This is a genomic window from Streptomyces spongiicola, assembly GCF_003122365.1.
In the GTDB taxonomy this organism is placed as follows: Bacteria; Actinomycetota; Actinomycetes; order Streptomycetales; family Streptomycetaceae; genus Streptomyces; species Streptomyces spongiicola.
Map to the genome: position 1 here is coordinate 2,388,188 of NZ_CP029254.1, position 23,551 is coordinate 2,411,738.

Consider the following 23,551-nt stretch of genomic DNA (forward strand, 5'->3'; position numbering starts at 1 on the left):
CACCGGCATGAAAATGGCGCCGCGGAGTCCGCAGCGCCATCGACGGGTCCATGAGAGCACCTCATGCCCCACTGGCTCAAGCCGGCATCGATCCGGTGTGCCATTGGCTCATTCGCGAAGCACCGGGCTCCGGGCCCGGCGGGCCAACGGTCCAGCCCGGGGTAACCCGGGTCGGGCCACCGGGTCCGGCGACCGGGCGGCGGCGCGTCGGTCCCGTGTCCCGCCGCTCCACCGCCATCCCGCGCCATCCGTGGCTTCCGAGGCTTCCGTGCCTTCCGTGCCTTCTGGGGCGGCCCTCAGCTCCTGGAGCAGTTCGACGCAGTCGCGATCCGCCCGATCCCCCTCCGGCTCCGTCTCGCGCCGCGCGCATCCGGGTGTGCCGTCGGGCATGCTCTGCGGGTACCGGGGCAGACCCGGAGAACGACCCGCCGCCGGACGCGCACCGGTCCCGTCCCGGCCGCGCCACCCGGCCGCGGGGCCGGGCGCGGGGCCGCGGGCGGCGATCCACGCCCGGCCGCCACGCACGGGACCACCGGCACAGGTGTTCCACGGACCAGAGGCCGAGCCGAGGGGCGTCGCCGGCGTCCCTGGCGGCCTGGAAGGAGACTGTGGCCGATGACGACGGAGCATCCCGCCGACCGTGGCGGGCCCACCCCTGGCGCCTTCGAACGACTTGCGGAGAAGGCCTCGAACTTCACCAGTTCACCGGTCTTCTTCGGCTTCTGCCTGCTTCTGGTGCTCACCGTCGTCGGGGTGCACTTCGCGGACGTCTCCCTGAAGTGGAAGATCTTCGCCGGTGAGTGCATGACCGCCGTCACCCTGATGCTGCTGGCGCTGCTGAAGAACTCGGAGCTCCGCGGCGAGCGGGCGCTCCAGCGGAAGCTGGACGCCATCGCCGCCGCGATCCTCGAAGCCCACCGGGAACAGGGCGGCAAGGCGCACGAGGACCTGAGGGCCGCCATCCGGCTGGAGGAGGAGACCTGAGGGACCGCCGCAACCGCCCGGAGAGCCTTCGAGCCTTCGAGCCTTCGAAGCTCCGAGGCTTCGAGGCTTCGAGCCCGTCGACTGGGCCATTGGTACAGTCGACGGGAAGAACAGCGGGCTCCAGGGAGGCCGACGGCCATGGCGGTGGACGAGCTCGACACCCGCATCCTGCGACTGATGATCGATCAGCCGCGCACCAGCGTCCGGGAGTACGCCCGCCTTCTCGGCATCGCGCGCGGCACCCTCCAGGCCAGGATCGACCGGCTGGAGCGAGCCGGCGTGATCACGGGTACCGGCCCGGTGCTGTCCCCCGCCGCACTCGGTCACCCGGTGCTGGCATTCGTCCATATCGAGGTCACACAGGGGCGCCTCGACGAGGTGGGCGACGCGCTGGCCGAGGTGCCCGAGATCGTCGAGGCGTTCTCCATCACTGGCGGCGGGGACCTGCTGACCAGGGTGGTCGCCCGGGACAACGGTCATCTGGAGGATGTGATCCAGCGTCTGATCAGTCTTCCGGGCGTCGTCCGGACGCGGACGGAGATGGCGCTGCGCGAACGCGTGCCACACCGGATGCTGCCGCTGGTGGAGTCCGTCGGCCGGGCCGTCCGCGCCGGGCGCTGACCCGAGCCGTCCGGCCGGCCCGGGGGCGCGCCCGGCGCCCGACGCCGCGTGCTTCGGCGACCGCCCGGACCTGCGGGCCGCCCCGGGCGGCGCAACGCCGCGCGGGCCGGTTTCCGGCCCGCCGACGACACCGACGACAGCGGGAGGATGCGGCCCTCGGCTGCTCACGGGCGGCGGGTGCCGGTGGCGGCGGCGGGTGCCGGTGGTGGACGTCGGGGAACCTTCACGTCGAGGTTCCGGGCGTCCGGCGGTGGCCCGCACGGGCCGGGCCGCCGCCCGCGGCGAGGGCGGGGCGTCCGCCGGGCAGCCGGCCGGTCCCCGAAGGGGCCACCGCCGGCCGTGGCCCTGACGGACCGCCCGCAGGAGCAGGGCCGGTACGGACCGCCCGCAGGAGCACGGCCGGTACGGACCGCCCGCCGGGCCGCTACCGCGGGTTTCGGTCTCCTGCCGCATCCGATGCCGCATCCGGCACCCGCGCCATCCACTCCTCCACTTCATGCGAACCGCTCGGCATCGCGGCGGACAGGTTCTCGCAGCCGTCCTCGGTCACCAGCACGTCGTCCTCGATGCGCACTCCGATCCCGCGGAACTCCTCCGGTGCCAGCAGATCGTCCGCCTTGAAGTACAGGCCCGGCTCGACCGTGAGGACCATCCCCGGCTTCAGCTCGCCGTCCATGTACTCCTCGCGCAGCAGCAGTTGGCAGTCGTGCACGTCCATGCCCAGATGGTGGGAGGTCCCGTGGACCATCCAGCGGCGGTGCCAGCCGCCGTGCTCCGGATCGAGGGTCTGCTCGAGGGTGACCCCGTGGGGCAGCAGCCCCCACTCGTGCAGGCGGCGTGCGATGACCTCGTTCGCGGCGGCGTGGACGTCGCTGAACCTGTTGCCGGGCCGCACCGCCGCCATGCCCGCCCGCTGCGCCTCGTGGACCGCGTCGTAGATCCTGCGCTGCACGTCGGTGAAGCGGCCGTTCACCGGCAGGGTGCGGGTGATGTCGGCGGTGAACAGGGAGTCGACCTCGATCCCGGCGTCGATCAGGATCAGGTCGCCCTCCCGGACCTCGCCGCTGTTCCTCGTCCAGTGGATGGTGTTGGCGTGGTCACCGGACGCGCAGATCGACTCGTATCCGACCCCGTTGCCCCGGTGCCGGGCGTGGAGGCCGAACATCCCCTCCACCCACCGCTCGCCGCGCCCCTTGCGCACGGCCTCCGGCAGGGTGGCGATGACCGCCTCGAACCCCTCGTGGGTGGCGGCGATCGCCCTGCGCATCTCGCCGATCTCCCACTCGTCCTTGACGATCCGCATCCCGGACAGATGGCGGGCCAGTTCCTCGTCGGCCTCCTCCTGCTGCTCCGCGGACCGGGACGTGCCCGCCTGTGCGCGGGTGGTGTCCACCAGCGCGGCGAGTTGCGGATCGGCCGACCGGACCACGCGCAGCCGGGCGGCGGCGTCGTCCTTGGCCAGATCGTCGGCGAGCGAGTCGATGTGGCGGGCGGTCAGACCGAGTTGCGACTCGACGTCGGCGACGGAGGGCCGGGCACCGACCCAGAACTCCCCGTACCGGGAGTCGGTGTAGAACTCCTCGGTGTCCCGCGGGGCCGGCGGCCGGAAGTAGAGGACGGCGTGGTGGCCGCCCTCGGGGCCGGGATGCAGCACCAGGACGCTGTCGGGCTCGGCGTGTGCGCCGAGCCCGGACAGGTGGGCGAAGGCGGTGTGCGGACGGAAGGTGTAGTCGGTGTCGTTGCTGCGCACCTTCAGGCCGCCGCCGGGGATGACGAGCCGCTCGCCGGGGAACCGCAGGGACAGCGCCGCCCGTCTGCGGGCGGCGTGGTCGGCGACCTCGGCACGGGGCGTGGGCGAACGGTCGTCGGCAGCCCATCCGGAGGCCATGAACTCGCGGAACTCGGTGCTGGTCGGAGTGCCGCGATGGCCGGCCTTGGGTTGATTCTCGCTCGTCATGCCGGCCATCCTGTCAGACCCGACCGACCATTCGGACCCCCTGTGGACAACTGCCCCGTCATTCGGGGCGAGGTGCCGGAAGGACCGTCGCGAGGGCCGGCCGAACCGCCGGGGCGCCGTCACTCCGCGCGGTTCGCCTCCTCCCGGCAGCGGACCATGAAGGACCGTTCGAAGACGATGACGGTCTCCCCCGTCGCCTTCGTGCCCGTCGTCTCCACCGTGATGATGCCCTGCCCCGGCCGGGACCGGGACAGCCGCTTGCCGAGGATCCGGCTCGTCGCGTAGAGGGTGTCGCCGACGAAGACGGGACTCTTCAGGCGGACCCTGTCCCAGCCCAGGTTGGCCACCGCCCGCGCCGACAGCGCCTGCACGGTCATCCCGCCGACCAGGCACAGCGTGATACCGCTGTTCACCAGGACCTTGCCGTACTCGGCGCCGGTGCCGTAGTGCCGGTCGAAGTGGAGCGGGTGCTGGTTCATCGTGAGCAGGGTCAGCCAGGTGTTGTCGGCCTCGGAGAGGGTGCGGCCCGGCCAGTGCCGGATCACCATGCCGGGCTCGAAGTCCTCGTAGTCCCCGCCGTGCTCCTCGGCGTACTCGTTGTCCTTGATATGACGCAGGGTCATGCGGTCCCTTCCGGTGGTGTCGCTGAGAGGGGCCGGCGCCGGCGGCGCGCCGGAAGGCGGGCGGTGGGTGGGTGGTTCGGTCGGTGGGTCGGTCGGTGGGTCGGTGGTTCGGTCGGTGGGTCGGTGGTTCGGTCGGTGGGTCGGCGGGTGAGCGGCTGCCGTCAGATCGCCACCATCACGTTGTCGGAGCTGCTGGTCCCGGCCCGGACGCTGACGATGCCGGCGGAACCGTCGCCGTAGAACCGGCAGAACATGCCGGCCGGGCGGCCGCCGAACAGCAAGGGGCCCAGAACCGGGGCGACCTCGGCGTCGTGCGGCTCGTCGGAGCCGTCGGCGATCAGGGCGACCCGGCAGGTCTGCGGCTCCACGAAGTCCTGCACCACGCTGGTGCCGCCGCCGACGGCGTCGCCGACCGCGGACTCCCACCCTGCCTGGCCTACCTCGCGGCCGATCACCACCTGTCTGCCGCTCTCGCCCAGACCGGCCTTGAGCACCAGCAGGTGCCGGTTCCGCAGCACGAACGGGAGCAGGTCCACCGGCCGGCCCCCGCGGTCCGTCTTCCGCTCCGAGAGGATCCGCGTCCACGGCAGGTACCGGTCGACCAGGCCGCGTTCGGCCCCGGTCATCCAGGGCCGCCCCTCCGACAGCAGGCCCATGGTGAGCTTGCTGTGGAGGAAGGTCGACGTCTGGGTGCCCACCAGCAGGCAGCCGTTGTCCAGCGCCTCCTGGACCGGAGCGGTGTCCAGGCCCGCCTCGAGCCAGTCCGGGATGGTGAAGTTCCGCAGCCCGACCGGATAGCGCAGACGCGGAGCGCAGTCCCACGCCTCGTGCAGTTCCTCCGGCTCGAAGAACCGCGCGGTCAGGCCGTGGGCGTCGCAGTAGTCGGCCTCCATCTCGAAGTACCGCCGCTCCACGCCGGTCACCCGGGCGCTGCCGACGACGGCCACCCGCGGTGCCACCGCCAGCTCGGCGCCGAGCGACCGGAACATCTCGGCGCGCACGGCGAACGGGCCGGGCGAGCGGAAGGGGGTGCGGCCGTGCTCGTCGGCGTGGAGTCTGCGCCACACCGCCAGGCGGCAATGCGTCTCCACCACGCCGCCGAGCGCGCCGCTGACGTTGAACTCCAGGAACCGCGGCCCGTCCGGGCCGATGACCAGATCCGGGCGGACCACGCAGTCGGCGTACCGCTCCTCGACGAACGGGTCGCGCACCCACAGCCGGTTCTCGGTGGCGGGCATGCCGTAGGCCGCCAGCCGGGCGGAGGTGGTGGCTCCGGTCTCCAGTGCGGTGCGGCGCAGCAGTTCGACCAGGGCGGCACCTGCCCGGAACACCTCGGCGTAGGAAGCACGCGGGACGGCCATCGGCGCCGCGGGGAGGAGCGGCTGGTACGGCCAGCCGGTGTCCCGGAGTTCGTGCCGCAGCAGCTGCCGGATCGTTTCCGCGGGTGCGGCGGGGCGCAACCGGTGGCGGCCGAACCACGGGTGCCCGTGGGCCGTTCCGAGGTCCTCATACACGTCCATCGATCGCTCCCTCCCCTGGTGGCGGGACGGCGGGCGGTTCGCCCGCTCCCTGCCCGGCGCCGCGGTGCAACTCGAACAGCGCCAGCGCGGCCGCGGTGTCCTCGACGGCCATGCCGACCGTGCGCAGCACCGAGGTGCGGCCCTCGGCGCCGTCCTCGGCGCCGTCCTCGCCGCTCACCAGCCGGCCCAGTTCGTGCAGGTCCCCGGTCCCGATCAGGCCGCCGGCCAGGGCGGCCCGGACCTCTCCCGCGCCGTCCAGCGCCGCGGCCCGGTCCTCGACGACGGTCATGGCGCCGGCCAGCAGGGCCGGGTCGAGTTCCACGGCGTCCGGGTGGGTGCCGCCGATCACGTTCACATGCGCCCCGGGGGCCACCCAGTCCGCCTCCACCACGGGTGTGCCGTCGGACGTCGAGGTGGCGGTGCAGACGAGCGGCGCGTCGGCGACGGCGTCCCTCGCGCTGCCGCAGACCACGGCGCGGATCGGGCGGGGTGCGGTGTCGCGGATCCAGTCGGCGAGCCTGTCGGCCCCGGCGCGGGTGCGCGAGTGGATCCGGACGGTGCGGATCGGGCGTACCGCGGCCGTCGCCCGGATCAGGGCGCGCGCCTGCACCCCCGCGCCGATCACCGCCATGCTGTCGGTGTCGCCGGGGGTGCACCGGCGGGTGGCCAGTGCGGTGACCGCGCCGGTGCGGACGGCGGTGAGTTCGGCGCCGTCCAGCAGGGCGGTGATCCGCCCCGTCTCCAGGTCGGTGAGCGCGACGATGCCGTGGATCAGCGGCAGTCCGCGTGCCGGGTTGTCCGGGGTGAGCGTGGTGACCTTGACGCTGCCCACGCCGCGCCGCTCCCAGACGGCGGGGCTGACCAGGAGGACGCGCCGATCGCCGTGGTCGACGACGGTGCGGGCGGGGGACCTGGTCCGGCCGGCGGCCAGGTCGGCGAACATCTCGCCGAGCACGTCGATCACCCGGGTCATCCGCCGGGCGCCGGACATGTCTGCGGCGCCGACCATCACCGGTGCGGTCATGCGGTGCCGCCGTCGCCGCCGAACCGGTCGGTCCAGGCCTCCCCGCGCGCCAGTGTGGTGCGGGCCAGCCGGGCGAACGGCGGGCCGACCATGTTGCCGTCCAGGACGGCTATCCCTCCGTCGGCCGCGGTGACGGCCTCCGTGACCCGGCGGGCCCGGCCCAGTTCGCCGGGCCCGGGCCGCAGGATGCGGTTGATCACGTCGAGTTCGCCCGGGTGCACCGTCGCCTTGCCGTGGAAGCCGAGTGCCCGCACCCGGGCCGTCTCCTCGGCGAGGGCGTCCGGCTCGGCGAGCCGGAAGTTGGCGGTGTCGACGCAGGCGGTGCCGTACCGGGCGCAGGCCATCGCCATCGCCTGCCGGGCGGCCAGCATGGCCTCCCAGGTGATCTCGACACCCATGGTGGCGGCGAGGTCGGCCGAGCCGAGCACCAGTCCGTCGGCGGCGCGTGCGACGGCATCGATGCCGGTGACCGCCTCGACCGTCTCCACCGTCACATAGATCTCCGGGTACGCGTCCGCCGACGCCAGGATCCGGCGCAGCAGGTCGACCTCGGCGGCCGAGGTCACCATCGTCATCACGACGATGCCGGGCCGCACCGGGCTGTCGGTCAGCATCAGCACGTCGTGCACGGCCGCGAGGCTGCCGAGTTCGTTGACGCGTACGGCGACGTTCGCCGGGCGCGCCGACTTCTCCAGCGCGGCCCGGCAGACCGCGCGGGCGGCCGGCTTGTCCGCGGGCGGCACGGAGTCCTCGAGGTCGACGAGGTGGACGTCCGCGTCGTACGACCAGGCCTTCACCACGCGTTCCAGCGAGAGCGCGGGCGTGTACAGGATGCTGCGCGGGATCGCCCGCGCCACGCCGGTCACCGGGACGCCGGTTCGGGCTGCGGGGCCGCGGGACGCGCCCCGGCCTCGACCAGTGCGGAGCAGAGCCGCGTGATCTGCTCCTCGGTCTGGCCGGCGCGCAGCATCACCCGGAGCCCGGCGGTGCCGCGGGCGACGATCGGGAAGAACACCGGCGAGGTGTAGAACCCGGCCGCGAAGACCCGCCTGGCGGCGTCGACGACCGTCTCGTCGCTCATCGGCACCACCCGGATCGGGTAGCTGCCGCCGGACTGGGCGGTCGCGACCAGCGAGTCGAACAGGGCTATGCGGGAACGCAGGCGGTCCTGCAGCCGGGTGAGCTCGTCGGTGCGGTGGATCTCGGCCGAGGCGAGCGCCGCGCCGACCGCGGCGGCGTTCATCTTCTGCGAGTAGCCCAGCGGGCCGGCGAACCGTTCGATGAGCCGGCGGGTGTCCTGGGCGTACCCGTCGAGCAGGATCGCCGTGCCGCCGGCGCCGAAGCCCTTGCTGAGGGTCGCCACGGTGATGGTGCGCTCGTCCAGCACCGGGGAGTGCGAGCGGACGTAGCCGATGCCGCGTTCGCCGTACGCGGACAGCGAGTGGGAGTCGTCGTAGTAGACCAGCAGGTCGTACCTCTCCTGGAGTTCGGCCAGTTCGTCCACGGGCGCGTAGCCGCCGAGGCTGTCCGAGCCGTCCACCACGTAGCACACGCGCTCGTAGCTGCGGCACATGTCCTTGAGGAAGTCAAGGTCGTGGTGGCGGCAGGTCACCACCTCGGTCTCGTCGGCGCAGCTCGGTTTGGCGTTGGCCATCGAGACATGGGCGTTCTTGTCGAAGACCATCAGCGGCCGGGTGCCGTTGCCGAGGTGGCCGGAGGCGACCAGCGGCAGCAGCCCGGTGCTGGCCGCCGCGGTGGAGACGGCGCTGATCACCATGGCTCCGAACAGCTCGCCGAGCGAGTCCTCCAGCTCCAGCAGTACCGGCGTCTGGACGCGGGTGCGCGGGATGCAGTGGTCCAGCACGCCGAAGCGGCGCAGCGAGGCGACCGCGCCGTCGATGACCCCGGGGTGGGTGTCGAGGTCGAGGTAGGAGCAGACGGTGAAGTTGACGAACTCGTGCCCGTCGGACATGTGGAACACGCCGTCGTCGAGGTCGCCGACGATGCCGGCGACGCCGTGTTCGTAGGACATGTTCCAGAAGGCGTTGCCGATCCCGATGAGCCTGTCGTTGTCGCGGTACCGGTGGGTGGGGGTGATGGACTTGCGCTCGCTCATCAGGAGTTCACCTCGGTGGGCTGGTAGCTGTAGACGCCCTTGAGCCTCCGGTAGGCGTACGTGTAGAGCGCGACGCCGAGCACGTGCGGCCGGTGGAGGATCTTCTTGGACTTGAGCCAGAAGTTGACGTTGATGTTGATGTCGTCCAGCGACTCGGCCTGGTGCCACCAGCCGAGCGGCAGGTAGAGCATGTGGCCCGGTTCGAGGACGAAGTCACGGCGCTGGGCGAGCCTGGCGGCCAGCCTCGGGTAGCGCTCCAGGTCGACGTCGTCGAGGTCGACGACCCGGGACTTGTCGCCGAACCCGCGCAGTACCGACCTCGGGTAGTAGGCCCGCACGCCGGGCGGGGCGACGATGAACCGCTTGCGGCCCTCCAGTGCGATGTTGAAGTTCTCGAACTCGTCGAAGTGGTTCTTGGTGAACACCCCGCGGTGGCTGATCCACAGGTTGGCCGCGTAGAGGGAGTTTCCGTAGCCGAAGAGTTCCTCCGCGTCGAAGCCGATGACGGCGTTCACGTCGGCCGGGCTGCTGCGGATGTTGGACACCACCCGGTGCCAGGTGTCCGCGCTGCCCAGGTGCCGCCCGTCGGCGAAGAACTCGCGGAGCCTGATGTCCCGCGTCTCCCACCGCCCCGGGTGGTTCTTGTCGCCCGGCTCGGTGAACAGGGTGACGGTCATCTCGGCCAGGCGCGCCACCACCTCGTCCCTGCCGAGCCCCTGCACACTGCTCGGCAGCTTGATCACCACGGGCCGGTCGGCCTTGTACAGCCCCCGGGGGCCGACGGCCGTGAAAGCGTCGAAGGACATGCGGGTGACCTCCACACCCTCCGTCCCCCTCGACTCGGGCACAGCGTCCGGAACTGCCATGTCGGGTGTCCTCCCCTTCGTCGAAAATCCGGGTCGCCGCCGTCAGCCGTCGGTCCCGCGGCCGCTCAGCTCCGCCACCACGTCCACGATCAGGTCCTCCTGTCCGGCGACGGCCTGCCGCCGGCCGAGTTCGAAGAAGACGTCGCGCGGGTCCACCCCGGCGGCCGCGGAGAGTTCGACGACCCGGTGCTTGAATCCGGAGAACACCCCCGCCAGGCCGCTGACGATGCTCATCGAGGCGGTCACCGGGGGTGCGGGCATGAGTTCGCGCTCGGCGAGGTCGGCGGCGTCCAGCAGCGCGTACAGGTCGATGCCGGTGGTGAACCCGCTCCGCTCCAGCACCGGGACCAGAACCTCGAGCTGGGTGTTGCCCGCCCCGGCGCCGAAGCCGCGGGCGCAGCCGTCGACGATCAGGGCGCCGGCTTCGGCCGCGGCCACCGAATTGGCGACGGCCATACCGAGGTTGTTGTGCCCGTGGAAGATCACCGGGGTGGTGTCGACCGCCTCGGCGATCGCGCCGATCCGCGCGGTGACGTCCGAGGGCAGGAAGTGGCCCGCGGAGTCCATGATCCCCACGGCCTGCGCGCCGTACCCGACGGCGCGCGCGGCCTGCTCGGCCAGTGCGCCCGGGGTGGCCATATGACTCATCATCAGTACGCAGTGGGCCTCCGCCCCGGCGTCCCGCAGAAAGCCCAGATGGCGTTCGGCCAGCGAGGTCTCCGTGGCGTGCACGCCGACGCGGAAGACGTCGACCCCGTGGGCGATGGCCCGCCGCAGGTCCTCGGAGGTACCCCAGCCGGGCAGCATGAAGGTACCCATGCGGCTGTTGCGCAGCGCGTCCCGGACGGTCGACAGCATCTCGTCGTCCCCCGCCGCGGCCTGCCCGACCTGAAGCGACGAGGCACCCAGGCCGTTTCCGTGGCCGACCTCCACCACCGGGATCCGCGCCGCGTCCGCCGCTTCGGCGTAGCGGCGCAGCGCGGTCAGCCCGAGCTGGTGCCGGACCGCGTGCTGGCCGTCCCGCAACGTGGGGTCGTGGATCACCACCCGGGTCATGAGGCCACCCCTGTCCGGGACATGCGGTCCGGCCGGGCCGCGTACTGCTCGGCGACCAGGACGGCGGCGGAGTTGATGATGTCGAGGTTGCCCGCGTACGGCGGCAGGACGTCGCTGTGCGCCATGACCTGGAGGGTGATCGTCACCCGGTCGCCGACCGCGGTGCAGGCGGTGACCTCGTAGCCGGGGGCGAAGCAGCGCACCTCCTCGGCCGCCCGGTCGGCCACCGCGCGCACCTGAACCGGGTCGGCGCCGGCCATGCGGGCGTGGACGGCCGTACGGAAGGTCGCCGGCGGCACCGCCGGGCTGATGTTGAGGATCGCCTTGACGTCGCTCACGCCGGAGAACGCGGTCAGGGCGTGACCGGTGGTCGCCACGTACTCGTCGAGGTTCATCCTGGTCGCCCGGCCCGCGACGTCGCTGGCCACCGTCGAGACGACCTCGAGGTACGTCACCGGGAAGCGGGCCGCGAGCGCGTGCGCCACCGGGACGGAGGCCTGACCGCCGCAGCTGATCAGGTTGACGTTGCGTCCGGTCGCCGCCGACACCCCGGTCACCGTGGGCGCCACCATCCGCCCGATCCTGCTGGGCGTCAGGTCGATCACCAGTGTTCCGAGCGGCTCCAGCAGCGGCCAGTGGTCCCGGTGGGACGCGGCGCTGGTGGCGTCGAAGACGACGTCGAACGGGCGGGGCGCAGCGAGTAGGGCCTCGATGCCGGCGGCCGAGGTGGCGTAGCCGAGGCTCTCCGCGTACCGCAGGCCCGCCGACTCCGGACTGCGCCCGGCGACCAGCCGGCAGTCCAGGGCGGGTGACCGGTCGATCTTGCTGACCAGATCACGGCCGATGGCCCCCGTGCCGATGACGGCGACCGTCACCGGTTCGGCGACATCCGCCCGTGCTGCCGTCGGACCCGCCCCGGGACTCACCGTATGCCCCGGTGGGGCGTGCGGCGGCAGACCGGCCGACGACTCGCAAGGCGGCGGCGGGTGCCGGGCGCGTGTCTGGCCGCATCCGGTTCGCTGGTTCCCCTGAACACCATGGACGTTGTCCTCACCTTCGATGTGCACGCGGCTCTCCGTGGCAGCCCTGGCGGCGGGCACCCAGGAGCCTCCCCCGGCGGTCCGTTCCACACCGTGTGACGACGCGTGGTCTCGCGACCCGGGGGACGAGGAGGCCAGGACCGCTCGGCCGCGGGCCGTCGCGGTCGGCCCCGGGCACGGGTCAGGAGTCCTGAACACGGTGTGGGCACTTGCCCCCTTGACGGCATGCCCTCCCGTGCATGCCCGCTGCCGGCCCCCGGCTCAGCGCCCGGCGGCGGTGAACATACCAGAAGAACGCGGGACACAACCCCCTTCAGGCGCAAGGGAATTGATCACCCCGGGCAGTGCCGGGCGGGTTCCCCCGGCCTCCCGGACGGCGGGTTCGCCCCTTCCCCGCCGCGGGGCGCGGCATCCGCCGGGGACGGTGGACGGCGAATCCGATCTTGCCCTCGACGCCGTCGCGGACGCCGACTATTCTCGGCAGCTCCGCGCGCCGACCGCCGGGCTCTCGGCGAGCGACGACGGGGCGGCGCATCCGAGGGGGAGACGATGGACTGCCGGCTGCGCTGCCACAAGGTGTCATGAGCGCGTCGACGACCGACTCCACCAGCTCCCAACGGCCCAGGCTGGGGCGGGACTTCCCCTGGCTGTGGTGCTCCGCCGCCGTGTCCTCGCTCGGCGACGGGGCCACCATCGCCGCCGCCCCCCTGCTGGCGAGCCGGCTGACCGACGACCCCCGGCTGATCGGCGCCGCCTCGGTCGCCTTCACCGCGCCGTTCATCCTGTTCGGCATCCCGGCGGGGCTGCTCGTCGACCGCGTCGACATCCGGGCGATGATGGTGCGCGTCGACTTCGCCCGGGCCGCCCTGCTCACCGTGCTCACCCTCGGGATCCTCGGCGGCTGGGGCGGGCTGCCGCTGCTCTACGTGTGCATGTTCCTGCTCGGCACCGGCGAGGTCCTCTGCCGCAACGCCGCCCAGGTACTCGTCCCCTTCATCACCCCCAAGGCCGGGCTCGCCACCGCCAACGCCCGCATCATGGCCGCTCAGGAGGCCGGCGCCGGCTTCGTCGGCCCGCTCGTCGGCGCGCTGCTGTTCGGTGTGGCGACGGCCCTGCCGTTCGGCGTGGACGCGGCCACCTTCCTGTGCTCCGCGGTACTGCTCGGCCGCATCCGCCGCACCCGGCCGGTCGAGCCGGACCGGGACCGGGACCGGGCCGGCATGCTGTCGCAGATGCTGGCCGGCGCCAGCTGGCTCTACGCCCACCACCTGCTGCGCAGCCTCGCCCTGGTGTCCTGTCTGATCAACCTCGCCGGGAGCGCGATGCTCGCCGTACTCGTGGTGCACAGCGGGAAGGTGCTCCACCTGGGCCCCTTCGGGTACGGCGCCCTGCTCGCCTGCCAGGCCGTGGGAGCCGTTCTCGCCTCGCGGTTCGCCCCCGCGCTGACGCAGCGCCTCGGCAGGGAGGGCGCGCTGGTCGCGACCGCCGCCCTGATCGCCACGAGCGAGACGCTGCTGGCGGCCGCCTCCTCGGCGTACGCGGCCGGCGCCGCCCTCGCGATCTTCGCGTGCGGGACGGTGACATGGAACGTCGTCGTGGTCGTGCTGCGGCAGACCCTGGTGCCGCAGCACCTGCTCGGCCGGGCCAACAGCGTCTACCGGCTGGTCGCCTGGGGCGGACTGCCCGTCGGCGCGGCGGCCGGCGGCATCCTCGCCGCCGAGGTCGGCACCCGCGCCGTGTTCGGCGCCGGCGCGGTGGTCATGGCGGTCGTCGCGGCGGCGCTCCTCGCGGGCGCCCGCCGCCGGTGGATCACCCGCGCCGAACAGAACACCCGGCAGAACGCCCAGCCGGGCACCGAGCGGGGCACCGAGCAGGGCGCCGAGCAGACGCGGCGGCCGACGGACGAAGTCTGAGCCCGGCACCCGCCCGGCACCCGGCACCGCCGCAGCCCCCACCCGACACACGGTCCGCTCCGGAAAGGACATGCAGTGACGACCAGCAGCCCGCCCCAGCCGCCCAGGTCGCGGCTGGGCCACGCCTACCGGGAGCAACTCGCGCGGCACGCGCCCCCCGGCCATCCCGCGGCCGCCGCCCGGGAATCGGCCGCACTCACGCTGGCGTACCGGAACCGGTTCCTGAGCGGCCCCGCCTTCCTCGGCGAGACCGAGCGCCGCACCGTCGTGGACGACCTGCACACGGCCTACGGGCTGCTCCGCTCACTGCCGGAACGGGTGTTCGGGGGAAGCGTCACCGCACTGGCCGCGGCGGTCGGACTGGACCCCCGGCAGTCGGCGCTGATCACCCGCAGCGCCCGGACCGGGGCGCTCCTCCCCCTGGGGCGGGCCGACCTCCACCACGACGGCACGGGCTTCAGACTCCTCGAGTTCAACATCACCAGCGCACTCGGCGGCTTCGAGAACGCGGACATCAACCGGGCGATGCTGGCGTACCCGCCGCTGGAGGACTTCGTGCGCCGGCACGGCCTCCGCTACCGGGACACCCTGGGCTGCATGGTGCGGACCATGTACGCCGAGTGCGCCGCGGTCCTCCCCAGCGGCCGGGCGCCCGTCGTCGCCGTGGTGGACACCGCGGAGAACTTCGCCGTCGTGGGGCCCAGACTGCGGGTGTTCGCGGCGAAGCTGGCCGACCACGGCGTCGAGGGGATCGCCTGCGACCTCGGCGAACTCCGCTACCCCGGCGGCCGTCCCACCGTCGCGGGCCGCGCCGTCGACGTCGTCTTCCGGTACTTCCTGGCCGAGGACCTCACCGATCCCGCCACGGCGGAGCTGCTGGAGCCGCTGCTGGTCGCGGTCGAGCGGGGCAGGGTGGGCCTGTTCAGCCGGCTGGACGCCGAACTGTACGGCAACAAGGGCACCCTGGCGATGCTCTCCGACGAGCGGCACCGCGACCTGTTCGACGCCGCCGAACTGGCCTGCATCGACCGGCTTCTGCCCTGGACCCGGTACGTGCGCCCGCACACCACGGACCCCGGCGGCGCCCGGGCCGGCATGCTGTCCTACGCCCTGGCCCACCGGCAGGAGCTGATCCTGAAGCCGACCCTGCTGCACGGCGGCAACGGGATCACCGCCGGCTGGGAGGCGGACGCGGCGGAGTGGGAGCGCAAGGTCGCCTCGGCCATGGACGGCCCCTATGTGCTCCAGCACCGGGTACGCCCCGCCGCCGAGCCGTTTCCCGGCGACGACGGCGGCGTGCGGGAACTCTTCCTCAACTGGGGCGTCTACGTGGGGGTGCGCGACGCCGACGGCGAAGGCGAAGGCGAAGGCGAAGGCGAAGGCGAAGGCGAAGGCGACGGCGACGGATACGGCGGAGGCTTCGTCCGGGCGAGCCCCGATCCGGCCGCCGGGGTCGTCAGCGTGGGCAGCGGTGCCGAGGTCGGTTGCGTCTTCCACGGCGGCGACCGCTGACGGCACGCGGCCGGAACGAAGAGGTTCGAGGCGCGCGGCACACCGACAGCCAGGAAGGCCGCACCGGTAGAGGTGAGGACGCGGGCGGCTCCAGCGGCGCGGGCAGGCGGCAGCAAGGCCACCGCGAAGCCCGCACCGCGGAAGAAGGCTGCCGCGCCGAAGCCGACGCCCGACCTCAGTGACCGCCTCGTCAACCGCGCTGCACTCGGTTACGCCCCCGAGACTCCCGACACGAACCTCACGAAGGGCGCCCAGCCCTCGCGGCCCACGGCGAAGGGCGGGCGGGCCGGATCCTTGGAGTCCCGTATATGAACGGCCTGTTCGGCGACAGCCACCTCCACACAGTCATCGCCCGAGCTACCACTATGGCTTGACTTGAACCAGGCGAGTTCCGTCGTGCTCATGCCTCTCCTCGCAGTCGCTCCAGCAAGGCCCGGGAGTCTTTGGGGTGCAGGGCCTGCGACCGCAGTGTGTCATAGCGCTGCTGGAGAACTCTCACCTCTTTCGAGTCACCGATCAGCCGCCCGCTCTCCTGGCCCTCCGAGTAGGCGAGTCGACGGCCTTCTGGAGTCTCCAGTAGGCGCAGAGGCCCATCCATGCACGAGTGGTACTCGGCTTCCAACGGCATGACCTGCAGTGTCACGTTGCGAGGCGATGTGTGCTCGAGAACGTGATCCAGCTGCTCGCGCCGCACCTCGGCACCGCCCAGTCTTCGTCGTAGGACCGCTTCCTCAACGATGAAGTGGAACGGAACTGTCGGACGCTCACACAGCATCCGCTGTCGCTCCATCCTCGCCGCAACCTGAGCTTCCAATTGCTCGTCCGTCAGCAGCGGAATCCGGTTCTCGAAGAGGGCCCGCGCATACCCCTCCGACTGCAGCAGCCCGGGCACCAGCCGGCATTCGTACGTACACAGACTCACCGCCTCCCGCTCCAGCCGCGCCCACCGCCGGAACCACGCAGCGAGTCCCACCTCGCCCCTGCTCAGATGGCGCGCGGCCCTGCGCAGCGCCCCGGTGTTCCCGAGCACCTCCTCCGCACGCTCGACGAACGACTCGTCCGGCATCCGGCGGCCCAACTCCACCGACTCGACCGTGTGCTTGGAGTACCGGACCACGGCGGCGAGGTCTCCCCGGCTGAGGCCCGCGTGCTCGCGCAGCGCCTGGACGACCGCGCCGAACGTACGCAGACTGTCCGAAGGATGGGGTTCCCGCTCCCCCTCCCCCACCGCGACCGTACGGGCGACGACGCCCGTCGCGGCGGCCCCCTCCGCTTCGACGATGTCCATCCGCCGCACCTCCCTCTCCGGCCGCTCAGGCCCGCACACGTTCAACACTGAGCGTGACGAAAGGGCACGCGTACTGTCCACTGCCCGTGCCCGTACGCTGACTCCCCGTACGGGGAACGGAGTCCGCAACAGGCCCGCTCGGACGCCACACCGGCACCATGAACCATCCCGCTCCCCAACTCGCCACCTCCCCGTGCGCCTTCACGCGGCTGCCGTCCTCCCACGACGGCGCTGGGATCCTGGCGCGCGATGGCCCGCCCAATGGCGTCACTCCGTGCGGTGGTCAGGTGTCGAGTTGTTGCGCTCCGAAGTGCTGTGCTCGAAGGACCAGGACGACATCGTCGCGGTAGTCCTCCTGGTACCAGACCATCATGGCGCCCTCTGCGAACGTCCTGACGCCGGATGCCGCCTCGGTGATGTCGAAGGGCTTACCGATGCGGACTCCCACGGCATCGGCGATCCGCTGCGCGATCGCCTCGACCTCCAGCCGCTGGGCCTTGTCCAGGCGGCCGACGACGTTCTCGGCGTCGGGTTCGTACTCCCAAATTCAGTCACTCACGCGGCGATAGCCTCGGCAAGGATCGAAGCCAGCTCACTCGCGGCGGCGCGGCGCGCGGCACGATTATCCGACTCGCTGACGATGCGCTCACACTCTCGGAAGCGGGCGAGACGCTGCGGGTAGCGGGCGACTCCGACCCATGACCACCAGTGCTCGACGAAGGCACGGGGCGGTGCGAGGGTGTACTCATCGCGGGCTTGGCGCATCGCTTCATCCCACTGCCGATCAAACGTGGCGAGGACAGACGGGTCGAGGCGTCCGACGGCGACGCGGAGCGCGGCCGGGGTCTTCTCGGGCATGGGGATGCGAGGGCCAGTGGGCTTTGGGGCACGCCCGGTCATGACGGACTCCGTAAGGTCTCAGGCGGTGGAGTGGAGCAGGGACGGAGTAACGGCGCCCGCGGCTTCCTCGCGCGGTATTCCCTCCCCCACTCGGCGCTCGTCGGCGTGGGCCCAGGGCTTGGTCGGATCACATGCTCAGCCGAAGGCCGCCCGCACGTCCGGCAGTTACCAGTCCGAGTGATCAAGTACGAGGACCCGTTCGGACCCAAAGGTTAAAGATCAAGCTCAGGCGTCGTAGCGCTTGGTCACCACCATCGCCATCCCTGTGAGGACCGCTTTCGTTGACCTGACTCGCTCAGCCAGCAGTCGCTTCCCGTCCACAGACTGCGACAAGTGGGCCATCTCGGCAGCGCTCGGCGTTACCGGAAGGCTCACTCGCGGGAGGGCAGATCGGAGACGCTCAGCACGAGCGCCGCGGTGAGGATCTGTGGTGGCTTCGTCGACATCTGCTGCTGCTGGTCCAGCAGTTCGAGACGCTTGCGGAGCCGCACATCGAGCTCGACGGCTTTGCGGTGGAGGCTCTCGGCGGACTCCTTGGGCTTCTCACCCCTCCGCTCCTTCTCGGAGGCCGCCGTGGCGTCGAGGAGCAGCCGCTCGCTCTCCGAGGTCAGGCGCTTGGTCACCAGATCACGGGTCTTGGTCAACTCTGCCAGGCGACGGGGCTGGACTTCTGCCAGGTACCCGGGAAGGCGGTTGGCGATGATCCAGCTGGTCGCCTTGGACTCGGCGTCCGCCAGCCAGGGCAGTCCGTGCACGACGTCGCTCGCCGTACCGTCGGGCGCCGCGGCACAGTCGAGGTAGGGCGCGGGGCCCGCCGGGTGCACGGTGCCCCGGCTGTCGACGTAGGCGTACGAGAACCGTCGGGCCACCGACTCGCCTGCACCGTCCACGACCTCTTCCACGACCCCGACGAGGAGGTGCGGTGCGTCGAGACTGGCCGAGATGAGGACGGTGCCCCGGTTGAGGGCGTTCTTGAGGTTCCGGATGGTTTCCGCCATGACGGCGTCGTGTAGCGGGTGGCCGGGGGCGAGCAGGTCGGTGCGGGCCCGGTCGTCGGGCTGGACCCGGCCGAGGTCGAAAGTGACGTGGTCGTACTTGATGGAGATGGGGCCGTCACCCGCTGATCGGACGTGCTGCGGCACGTGGGCGATCTCGTGACGGCCCTGTGCCCGCTTGACGATCCGACCGCCGAGCCGGGTGAAGGCGTCCTTGAAGGTCGATTCGATGTCGTGCGGCTCAAGACGCCGGGCGTGGGCATCGTCCATGGTGGCGCGCAGAGCGCGGAGATCTGCGTCCGAGAGGTGCTCCGAAGCGAGCGCGCGTTCGTCCAGGAGGCTCTTGAGGCCGTCTCCGACGGTGCTGTCGATGACCTCGTGCATCCTTCCCTTGACGGCCGGCTGCTCACCGTACTGGATCGCGTCGAGGAGCAGGTCTCGCAGCGGGGTCTCGGCGAATGCCTCTCCCAGGACGTCGAAGACCTTCCCGCCGTACGTCTCGCGCATCTGGTCGAGTTTCTCCAGCAGGCGTGTGAAGACCTCGCCCTCGCGGGTGTTGGAGGCGACGAGGTTCCAGAGCCGACAGACCTCCTCTTGGCCGATGCGATGGATGCGGCCGAAGCGCTGCTCGATGCGGTTGGGGTTCCACGGCAGGTCGTAGTTGATCATCAGGTGTGCGACCTGGAGGTTGAGGCCCTCGCCTGCGGCGTCGGTGGCCAGCAGGATCAGGACATGACGGTTCTTGGTGAATTCCTCGGTGATCTGCCGACGTTCGGCCCGGCGTACGCCGCCGTGGATCGCCTTGACGGCATCATCCCTCCCCAGCAATGAGCCGATCTTGGCCTGCAGGTAGCGAAGTGTGTCACGGTGCTCGGTGAAGACGATCAGCTTCCGCGGGTTCCCTTCGGCGTCCATCACCAGCGCGTGGTCTCTGAGGAGGGCGGACAGCTCGGTCCACTTGCGGTCCGTACCCGCCTCGCGGACCCGCTGCGCCATCCGCACCAACCTCCTCAGCTCGACGAGTTCGGCGTCGAGCTCCTCGACCGTCCGTGCCGCCGTCGCGGCGTCGAGCAGATCCTCCTCGATCTCCTCAATCTCCTGCGCGTCGAAGTCGTCGCGGTCGAAGGAGGCTAGGTCGACGGCGGGCATGCTCTCGCAACGGGCGCCGTCGAGGATCTCCTGCCTCCTGCGCTCCAGGCGTTCGGTGCGCCGCACGAGGCTCTTGTAGATCGCCTCGGGGCTGGAGGCCAGCCGTCGCTGCAGCACGGTGAGTGCGAAACCCACGGTGTTCTTGCGTGTGCCGCCGATGCGGTCGGCGCGGTTCATCCCCTCTCGAACGTACTGGGTGACGTCCTCGTAGAGGTCGTACTCGAGCGCCGTGAGCTCGTAGGGGACGGTCTCCGCTAGTCGCTCGGGAAAGAGTTTCCTGCCCTCGAAGGTGAGCAGGTCCTCCTTGATCATCCTCCGCATGACTCCGCCGACGTCGGCACTCGTCTTCTGCCTGCCCTCGAATCGGTCGCGGTCCAGCAGGGTGAGGAAGAGCTGGAAGTCCTCTTCCTTTCCCGAGTGCGGGGTCGCGGTCATCAGGAGCAGATGGCGTGTGATCTCCCCAAGCATCTCGCCGAGCTGGAAACGCTTGGTCTTCTCCACTTTGCCACCGAAGTAGTGACCACCCATGCGGTGTGCCTCGTCCACGACGATCAGGTCCCAGTCAGTCTCCCTGAGTTGTGCCTTCAGGCGTTCGTTGCGGGAGAGCTGGTCCATGCGGGCGATGAGAAGCGGGTGGGCCTCGAACACATTGAGGTGGAGCTGCGAGTCGCCGAGCTGGTTCGTGAGCAGGTCGAAACGGAGGCCGAACTTGAAGAAGAGCTCGTCCTGCCATTGGTCGACCAGGCCTCCTGGAGCCACAATGAGGCACCGTCTGACGTCATCGCGCAGCAGGAGCTCCTTGATGTAGAGCCCTGCCATGATCGTCTTTCCCGCACCCGGGTCGTCGGCGAGCAGGAAGCGCAGCGGCGTACGGGGCATGAGCTCGCCGTACACGGCGCGAATCTGGTGCGGAAGCGGCTGGACGTCGCTGGTCGCCACGGCCAGCATCGGGTCGAACAGGCCGGCCAGCGAGATCCGCTGAGCCTCGGCGGCCAGCTTGAAGTCACGGACGTTCGCGTCGAAGGCACGGCTGCCGCTGCGTGCGATGCTCAGCCTGCCCTCGTCCCTCCGGAAGACGATCTGCTGGTCGAGGGCGCCCCCGGCTGTCTTGAAGGTCAGCTCGACCGCGTCCCTGCCATGCGGCTGGGCGGCGATGAGCGTGACGACCTCCGCCGGTACGAGTCCGTCTATCCGCAACCCCGGCTTGAGCTCCTCGAGCAGCACGTGCACAACCTCCGCTTGGCAGCCTGCGAACGCTACTCGGACGTTCCGGCGATGTCGTGATCCCGTCGACGTGATCGATCGGGGTCGCTAATCTTCCCAGAGGTCATGCGAGTCGGCGGGGGCAATGGAACGAGAAGCACGTCATCACCTGCGCGGTGTGGTGGACGACGTCAGCGGTTGGCACGAGCTCGCGACGGGGATCGCCGAGCAGCGCGGGCCCGTCGAGTCGGCGGCGGAGGACGCCGCCAGGCAGCTCCTCGACCGCGTGGTCCCCCTCGGAAGCAAGACGGCCACCGCATGGCGCGTCCTGCAGGTCTCGCCCTCCGATGCCGGCCTGGTGACCGCCCTGGCTTGTCGCCAAGCCCTTCCGACGATCACAGCCGATGGCCGGCAGGGCATCCGTCGGCTGACGGACGACGCCGGCCGGGCGTTGACGGCCGTCCGCTCACTGTTCGGTGCCCGCCGGATCTTCTCGGGCAAGAGCCGCAAGGAGGAAGCGGAGCAGGCTGCCGCCTGGCTCCTGTCCCTCCATGAGGAGGTTACGGGCACCCGACTCATACCCGAACTGGAAGGCCTGGCCGCGTGGGGCGGGAAGGCCGTCCCGGCTGTCGGGCCCTCGGCCGTGCTCGACGAACAGGTCGGCCTCGCCCCGCGCCTAGGCTCCGGAGCCGAACTCGTCGGACGGCGGGAGCTGGATCCCGCCAGGTCCGCGCTCAGCGCCATCGACCGCGCTCTGCACCGCGAGAGCGAGTTCAGAGCGGCTGTCAAGGCCGCCGGCAACGCCGTCCGGAAGACCGAGGTGCGCAAGCTGGTCGCCGAGATGCCCGTCGAACGGCTCAAGGACGTGACCAGCGGCCAACTGCGCATCACGGCACTGCTCGATGCCGGAATCCGGACCGTGCAGCAGGTCCTCGACCAACGGTCGCGGATCCGGTCGCTCCCCGGCGTCGGGGACACTACGGGAAACCGGATGATCGGCGCCGCACAGACCGTCTGGCAGACCACGATGGACGAGATGCCGATCCGCATCGACATCAAGAACCGCTCGCAGGACACCACTAAGCTCCTTACTGCGATGCGGGCCTGGGACGCGGCGCGATCGATCCGCAGCGCTACGTCGGACCTCGCCGCCGCCGACGCGGTACGACCGCTCCTCCAGAACCTCGCGTCCCGGACCTCCCACGTGGTGCTCCTCCCCCGCGCCCGGACCGTCGCCGAGCTGCGTACCGCGCTGGTGGCCGTCGAACGGCGCGGGGCCGTCCTCGGCGGCGAGAACGGCGCTGCGGGCGGTGACCCCTGGGAGGACTTCCTCTCCCGGCCGGCCGACTACTATGCGATGCTCGCGGAGCTCGGATTCCTGGCCGACGACGCCGAGAAGAGCCAGGGCGACCTGCCGGCCGACATCGTCGAGGCGGTCAGACAGCTCACGCTCGACACCACCCATCTCAAGGCGTCCCTGCGCGGGTACCAGTCCTTCGGCGCCCGCTTCGCACTCGTGCAGCAGAAGGTCGTCATCGGCGACGAGATGGGGCTGGGGAAGACGGTCGAATCCCTCGCCGTGCTCGCCCACCTGCGCGCCAAGGGCTCCTCCCACTTCCTGGTGGTGTGCCCGGCGGCCGTCGTCACCAACTGGGTCCGCGAAGTCCAGGAAAAGTCGGCTCTGCGGGCCTACCGCCTCCACGGACCCGCTCGCGACGACGCGCTGAAGTCCTGGATCCGCAGCGGCGGAGTCGCCGTCACCACCTACGACATCCTCGGATGGCTGGAAGGCCGAATACCCGAACGCGCCGAACCGGCGTGCCTGGTGTTCGACGAGGCGCACTACATCAAGAATGCGCACGCCAAGCGGACCCAGCGCTCCACAGCCCTGATACAGCGCTCCGAGCGGGCAGTCCTCCTCACCGGCACCCCGCTGGAGAACCGGATCGAGGAATTCCGCAACCTCGTCGGCTACCTCCGGCCAGATCTGCCGATCGACGCCTCGGAGATCTCCCCCCGTCAGTTCCGGAAGCAAGTGGCACCGGCCTACCTGCGACGCAACCAGGAAGACGTCCTGACCGAGCTCCCGGAGCGGCTGGACATCGACGAGTGGCTGCCGATTTCCGGCGCCGATCAGCAGTACTACCGAGCGGCCGTGATCGAAGGCAACTTCACGGCCATGCGCCAGGCCGCCCTGCGGGCCGGGGACAAATCCGAGAAGATGCAGCGCCTCGTCGACATAGTCCGGGAGGCGGAGGGGAACCGGCGCAAGGTACTGGTCTTCTCATACTTCCGTGACGTCCTCGACGCAGTGGCCTCGCACCTTCCGGCGAAGGTGTTCGGGCCTCTGACCGGCTCAGTGTCCGCCGCGGCGCGGCAGACCATGGTCGACGATTTCTCCCGGGCCCCCGCTGGGTCCGTCCTCGTCGCACAGATCGTGGCGGGTGGGGTCGGTCTGAACATCCAGTCGGCATCGGTCGTCGTGATCTGTGAGCCCCAGCTCAAACCGACGATCGAGTGGCAAGCCATCGGCCGCGCCCACAGGATGGGGCAGCTCGAATCGGTGCAGGTGCACCGTCTGCTCTCCGAAGAGGGAGTCGATCAGCGCATCATCGAGATCCTGGCACGCAAGAAGCAGCTCTTCGCGGACTTCGCCCGGGTCTCCGAGACGGCGGACAGCGCTCCGGAAGCATTCGACATCACGGACGCCGAGCTGGCACGGGAGATCGTGGCAGTAGAGCGCGAGCGCCTGCTCCAGGCGGCTGGGGAAGGCTAGACGCGAGG

General features: G+C 71.1%; 19 protein-coding genes. 5 read left to right on the forward strand and 14 right to left on the reverse strand.

Annotated elements, in window-relative coordinates; genetic code table 11:
• Window positions 1-615 precede the first annotated feature (615 nt).
• The gene (locus DDQ41_RS10320) at window positions 616-984 is read left to right on the forward strand and encodes a low affinity iron permease family protein (RefSeq protein ID WP_109294233.1); all 369 of its coding nucleotides are present in this window, start codon (window positions 616-618) and stop codon (window positions 982-984) included.
• A gap of 138 nt (window positions 985-1,122) precedes the next feature.
• Window positions 1,123-1,605, forward strand: coding sequence for an Lrp/AsnC family transcriptional regulator (locus DDQ41_RS10325; RefSeq protein ID WP_109294234.1), 483 nt, complete (start codon window positions 1,123-1,125; stop codon window positions 1,603-1,605).
• A gap of 424 nt (window positions 1,606-2,029) precedes the next feature.
• Here DDQ41_RS10325 and DDQ41_RS10330 read toward each other — a convergent pair whose 3' ends face one another.
• The 9 genes from DDQ41_RS10330 to DDQ41_RS10375 form a co-directional block, all read right to left on the reverse strand.
• On the reverse strand, window positions 2,030-3,562 hold the full coding sequence (locus tag DDQ41_RS10330; protein ID WP_109294235.1) for an aminopeptidase P family protein: 1,533 nt from the start codon (window positions 3,560-3,562) through the stop codon (window positions 2,030-2,032).
• A 119-nt stretch (window positions 3,563-3,681) separates the two neighbouring features.
• Complete coding sequence (locus tag DDQ41_RS10335; RefSeq protein ID WP_109294236.1) at window positions 3,682-4,185, reverse strand: MaoC family dehydratase; 504 nt, start codon at window positions 4,183-4,185, stop codon at window positions 3,682-3,684.
• Between the two features lie 161 nt (window positions 4,186-4,346).
• Window positions 4,347-5,705, reverse strand: a complete 1,359-nt coding sequence (locus DDQ41_RS10345) for a hypothetical protein (RefSeq protein WP_109294237.1) — start codon at window positions 5,703-5,705, stop codon at window positions 4,347-4,349.
• Window positions 5,692-6,729, reverse strand: a complete 1,038-nt coding sequence (locus tag DDQ41_RS10350) for an ornithine cyclodeaminase family protein (protein ID WP_109294238.1) — start codon at window positions 6,727-6,729, stop codon at window positions 5,692-5,694. Before DDQ41_RS10350 ends, DDQ41_RS10345 begins: the two co-directional genes overlap by 14 nt.
• Window positions 6,726-7,595 carry an HpcH/HpaI aldolase/citrate lyase family protein gene (locus DDQ41_RS10355; RefSeq protein ID WP_109294239.1) on the reverse strand — a complete coding sequence of 290 codons (870 nt, stop codon included), beginning with the start codon at window positions 7,593-7,595 and terminating at the stop codon, window positions 6,726-6,728. Before DDQ41_RS10355 ends, DDQ41_RS10350 begins: the two co-directional genes overlap by 4 nt.
• Entirely contained in the window at window positions 7,592-8,845 is a 1,254-nt protein-coding gene (locus DDQ41_RS10360; protein WP_109294240.1) for an 8-amino-7-oxononanoate synthase family protein, read from the reverse strand. The genes DDQ41_RS10355 and DDQ41_RS10360 overlap by 4 nt, the downstream gene beginning before the upstream one ends.
• A complete protein-coding gene (locus DDQ41_RS10365; RefSeq protein WP_216365042.1) occupies window positions 8,845-9,711 on the reverse strand; it encodes a cupin-like domain-containing protein in 867 nt (288 codons plus the stop codon). Before DDQ41_RS10365 ends, DDQ41_RS10360 begins: the two co-directional genes overlap by 1 nt.
• A 42-nt stretch (window positions 9,712-9,753) precedes the next feature.
• On the reverse strand, window positions 9,754-10,767 hold the full coding sequence (gene dmpG / locus DDQ41_RS10370) for a 4-hydroxy-2-oxovalerate aldolase (protein WP_109294241.1): 1,014 nt from the start codon (window positions 10,765-10,767) through the stop codon (window positions 9,754-9,756).
• Window positions 10,764-11,693, reverse strand: coding sequence for an acetaldehyde dehydrogenase (acetylating) (locus DDQ41_RS10375; protein ID WP_109294242.1), 930 nt, complete (start codon window positions 11,691-11,693; stop codon window positions 10,764-10,766). The genes dmpG and DDQ41_RS10375 overlap by 4 nt, the downstream gene beginning before the upstream one ends.
• A gap of 695 nt (window positions 11,694-12,388) precedes the next feature.
• On the opposite strand from DDQ41_RS10375, the gene DDQ41_RS10380 reads away from it, so the two are divergent.
• Window positions 12,389-13,720, forward strand: coding sequence for an MFS transporter (locus DDQ41_RS10380; RefSeq protein WP_109294243.1), 1,332 nt, complete (start codon window positions 12,389-12,391; stop codon window positions 13,718-13,720).
• Between the two features lie 75 nt (window positions 13,721-13,795).
• On the forward strand, window positions 13,796-15,232 hold the full coding sequence (locus DDQ41_RS31855) for a hypothetical protein (protein ID WP_174720279.1): 1,437 nt from the start codon (window positions 13,796-13,798) through the stop codon (window positions 15,230-15,232).
• A gap of 209 nt (window positions 15,233-15,441) precedes the next feature.
• Here DDQ41_RS31855 and DDQ41_RS10390 read toward each other — a convergent pair whose 3' ends face one another.
• The 5 genes from DDQ41_RS10390 to DDQ41_RS10410 all read right to left on the reverse strand — a co-directional run bounded on the left by DDQ41_RS10390 (window position 15,442) and on the right by DDQ41_RS10410 (window position 20,788).
• Window positions 15,442-15,636 carry a DUF397 domain-containing protein gene (locus tag DDQ41_RS10390; protein WP_109294245.1) on the reverse strand — a complete coding sequence of 65 codons (195 nt, stop codon included), beginning with the start codon at window positions 15,634-15,636 and terminating at the stop codon, window positions 15,442-15,444.
• Window positions 15,633-16,520: a helix-turn-helix domain-containing protein gene (locus DDQ41_RS10395; protein ID WP_018891148.1), complete on the reverse strand. Its 888-nt coding sequence runs from the start codon at window positions 16,518-16,520 to the stop codon at window positions 15,633-15,635. Before DDQ41_RS10395 ends, DDQ41_RS10390 begins: the two co-directional genes overlap by 4 nt.
• Window positions 16,521-16,803: 283 nt before the next feature.
• The gene (locus DDQ41_RS32355; protein ID WP_018891147.1) at window positions 16,804-16,968 is read right to left on the reverse strand and encodes a hypothetical protein; all 165 of its coding nucleotides are present in this window, start codon (window positions 16,966-16,968) and stop codon (window positions 16,804-16,806) included.
• Between the two features lie 107 nt (window positions 16,969-17,075).
• On the reverse strand, window positions 17,076-17,378 hold the full coding sequence (locus DDQ41_RS10405) for a DUF6247 family protein (RefSeq protein ID WP_262508419.1): 303 nt from the start codon (window positions 17,376-17,378) through the stop codon (window positions 17,076-17,078).
• A 413-nt stretch (window positions 17,379-17,791) separates the two neighbouring features.
• A complete protein-coding gene (locus tag DDQ41_RS10410) occupies window positions 17,792-20,788 on the reverse strand; it encodes a DEAD/DEAH box helicase (protein ID WP_262508420.1) in 2,997 nt (998 codons plus the stop codon).
• Between the two features lie 157 nt (window positions 20,789-20,945).
• On the opposite strand from DDQ41_RS10410, the gene DDQ41_RS10415 reads away from it, so the two are divergent.
• The gene (locus tag DDQ41_RS10415) at window positions 20,946-23,543 is read left to right on the forward strand and encodes a DEAD/DEAH box helicase (protein ID WP_109294247.1); all 2,598 of its coding nucleotides are present in this window, start codon (window positions 20,946-20,948) and stop codon (window positions 23,541-23,543) included.
• The last annotated feature ends 8 nt before the right edge of the window (window positions 23,544-23,551 follow it).

Excerpts from the sequence above, each read along its gene's own strand:
- DDQ41_RS10390 (WP_109294245.1), bottom strand. The coding sequence starts at position 15,636 with ATGAGCACGACGGAACTCGCCTGGTTCAAGTCAAGCCATAGTGGTAGC.
- DDQ41_RS10320 (WP_109294233.1), top strand. The coding sequence starts at position 616 with ATGACGACGGAGCATCCCGCCGACCGTGGCGGGCCCACCCCTGGCGCC.
- DDQ41_RS10380 (WP_109294243.1), top strand. The coding sequence starts at position 12,389 with ATGAGCGCGTCGACGACCGACTCCACCAGCTCCCAACGGCCCAGGCTG.
- DDQ41_RS10405 (WP_262508419.1), bottom strand. The coding sequence starts at position 17,378 with ATGCCCGAGAAGACCCCGGCCGCGCTCCGCGTCGCCGTCGGACGCCTC.
- DDQ41_RS10365 (WP_216365042.1), bottom strand. The coding sequence starts at position 9,711 with ATGGCAGTTCCGGACGCTGTGCCCGAGTCGAGGGGGACGGAGGGTGTG.
- dmpG (WP_109294241.1), bottom strand. The coding sequence starts at position 10,767 with ATGACCCGGGTGGTGATCCACGACCCCACGTTGCGGGACGGCCAGCAC.
- DDQ41_RS10335 (WP_109294236.1), bottom strand. The coding sequence starts at position 4,185 with ATGACCCTGCGTCATATCAAGGACAACGAGTACGCCGAGGAGCACGGC.
- DDQ41_RS10330 (WP_109294235.1), bottom strand. The coding sequence starts at position 3,562 with ATGACGAGCGAGAATCAACCCAAGGCCGGCCATCGCGGCACTCCGACC.
- DDQ41_RS10360 (WP_109294240.1), bottom strand. The coding sequence starts at position 8,845 with ATGAGCGAGCGCAAGTCCATCACCCCCACCCACCGGTACCGCGACAAC.
- DDQ41_RS10350 (WP_109294238.1), bottom strand. The coding sequence starts at position 6,729 with ATGACCGCACCGGTGATGGTCGGCGCCGCAGACATGTCCGGCGCCCGG.
- DDQ41_RS10395 (WP_018891148.1), bottom strand. The coding sequence starts at position 16,520 with ATGGACATCGTCGAAGCGGAGGGGGCCGCCGCGACGGGCGTCGTCGCC.
- DDQ41_RS10325 (WP_109294234.1), top strand. The coding sequence starts at position 1,123 with ATGGCGGTGGACGAGCTCGACACCCGCATCCTGCGACTGATGATCGAT.
- DDQ41_RS10345 (WP_109294237.1), bottom strand. The coding sequence starts at position 5,705 with ATGGACGTGTATGAGGACCTCGGAACGGCCCACGGGCACCCGTGGTTC.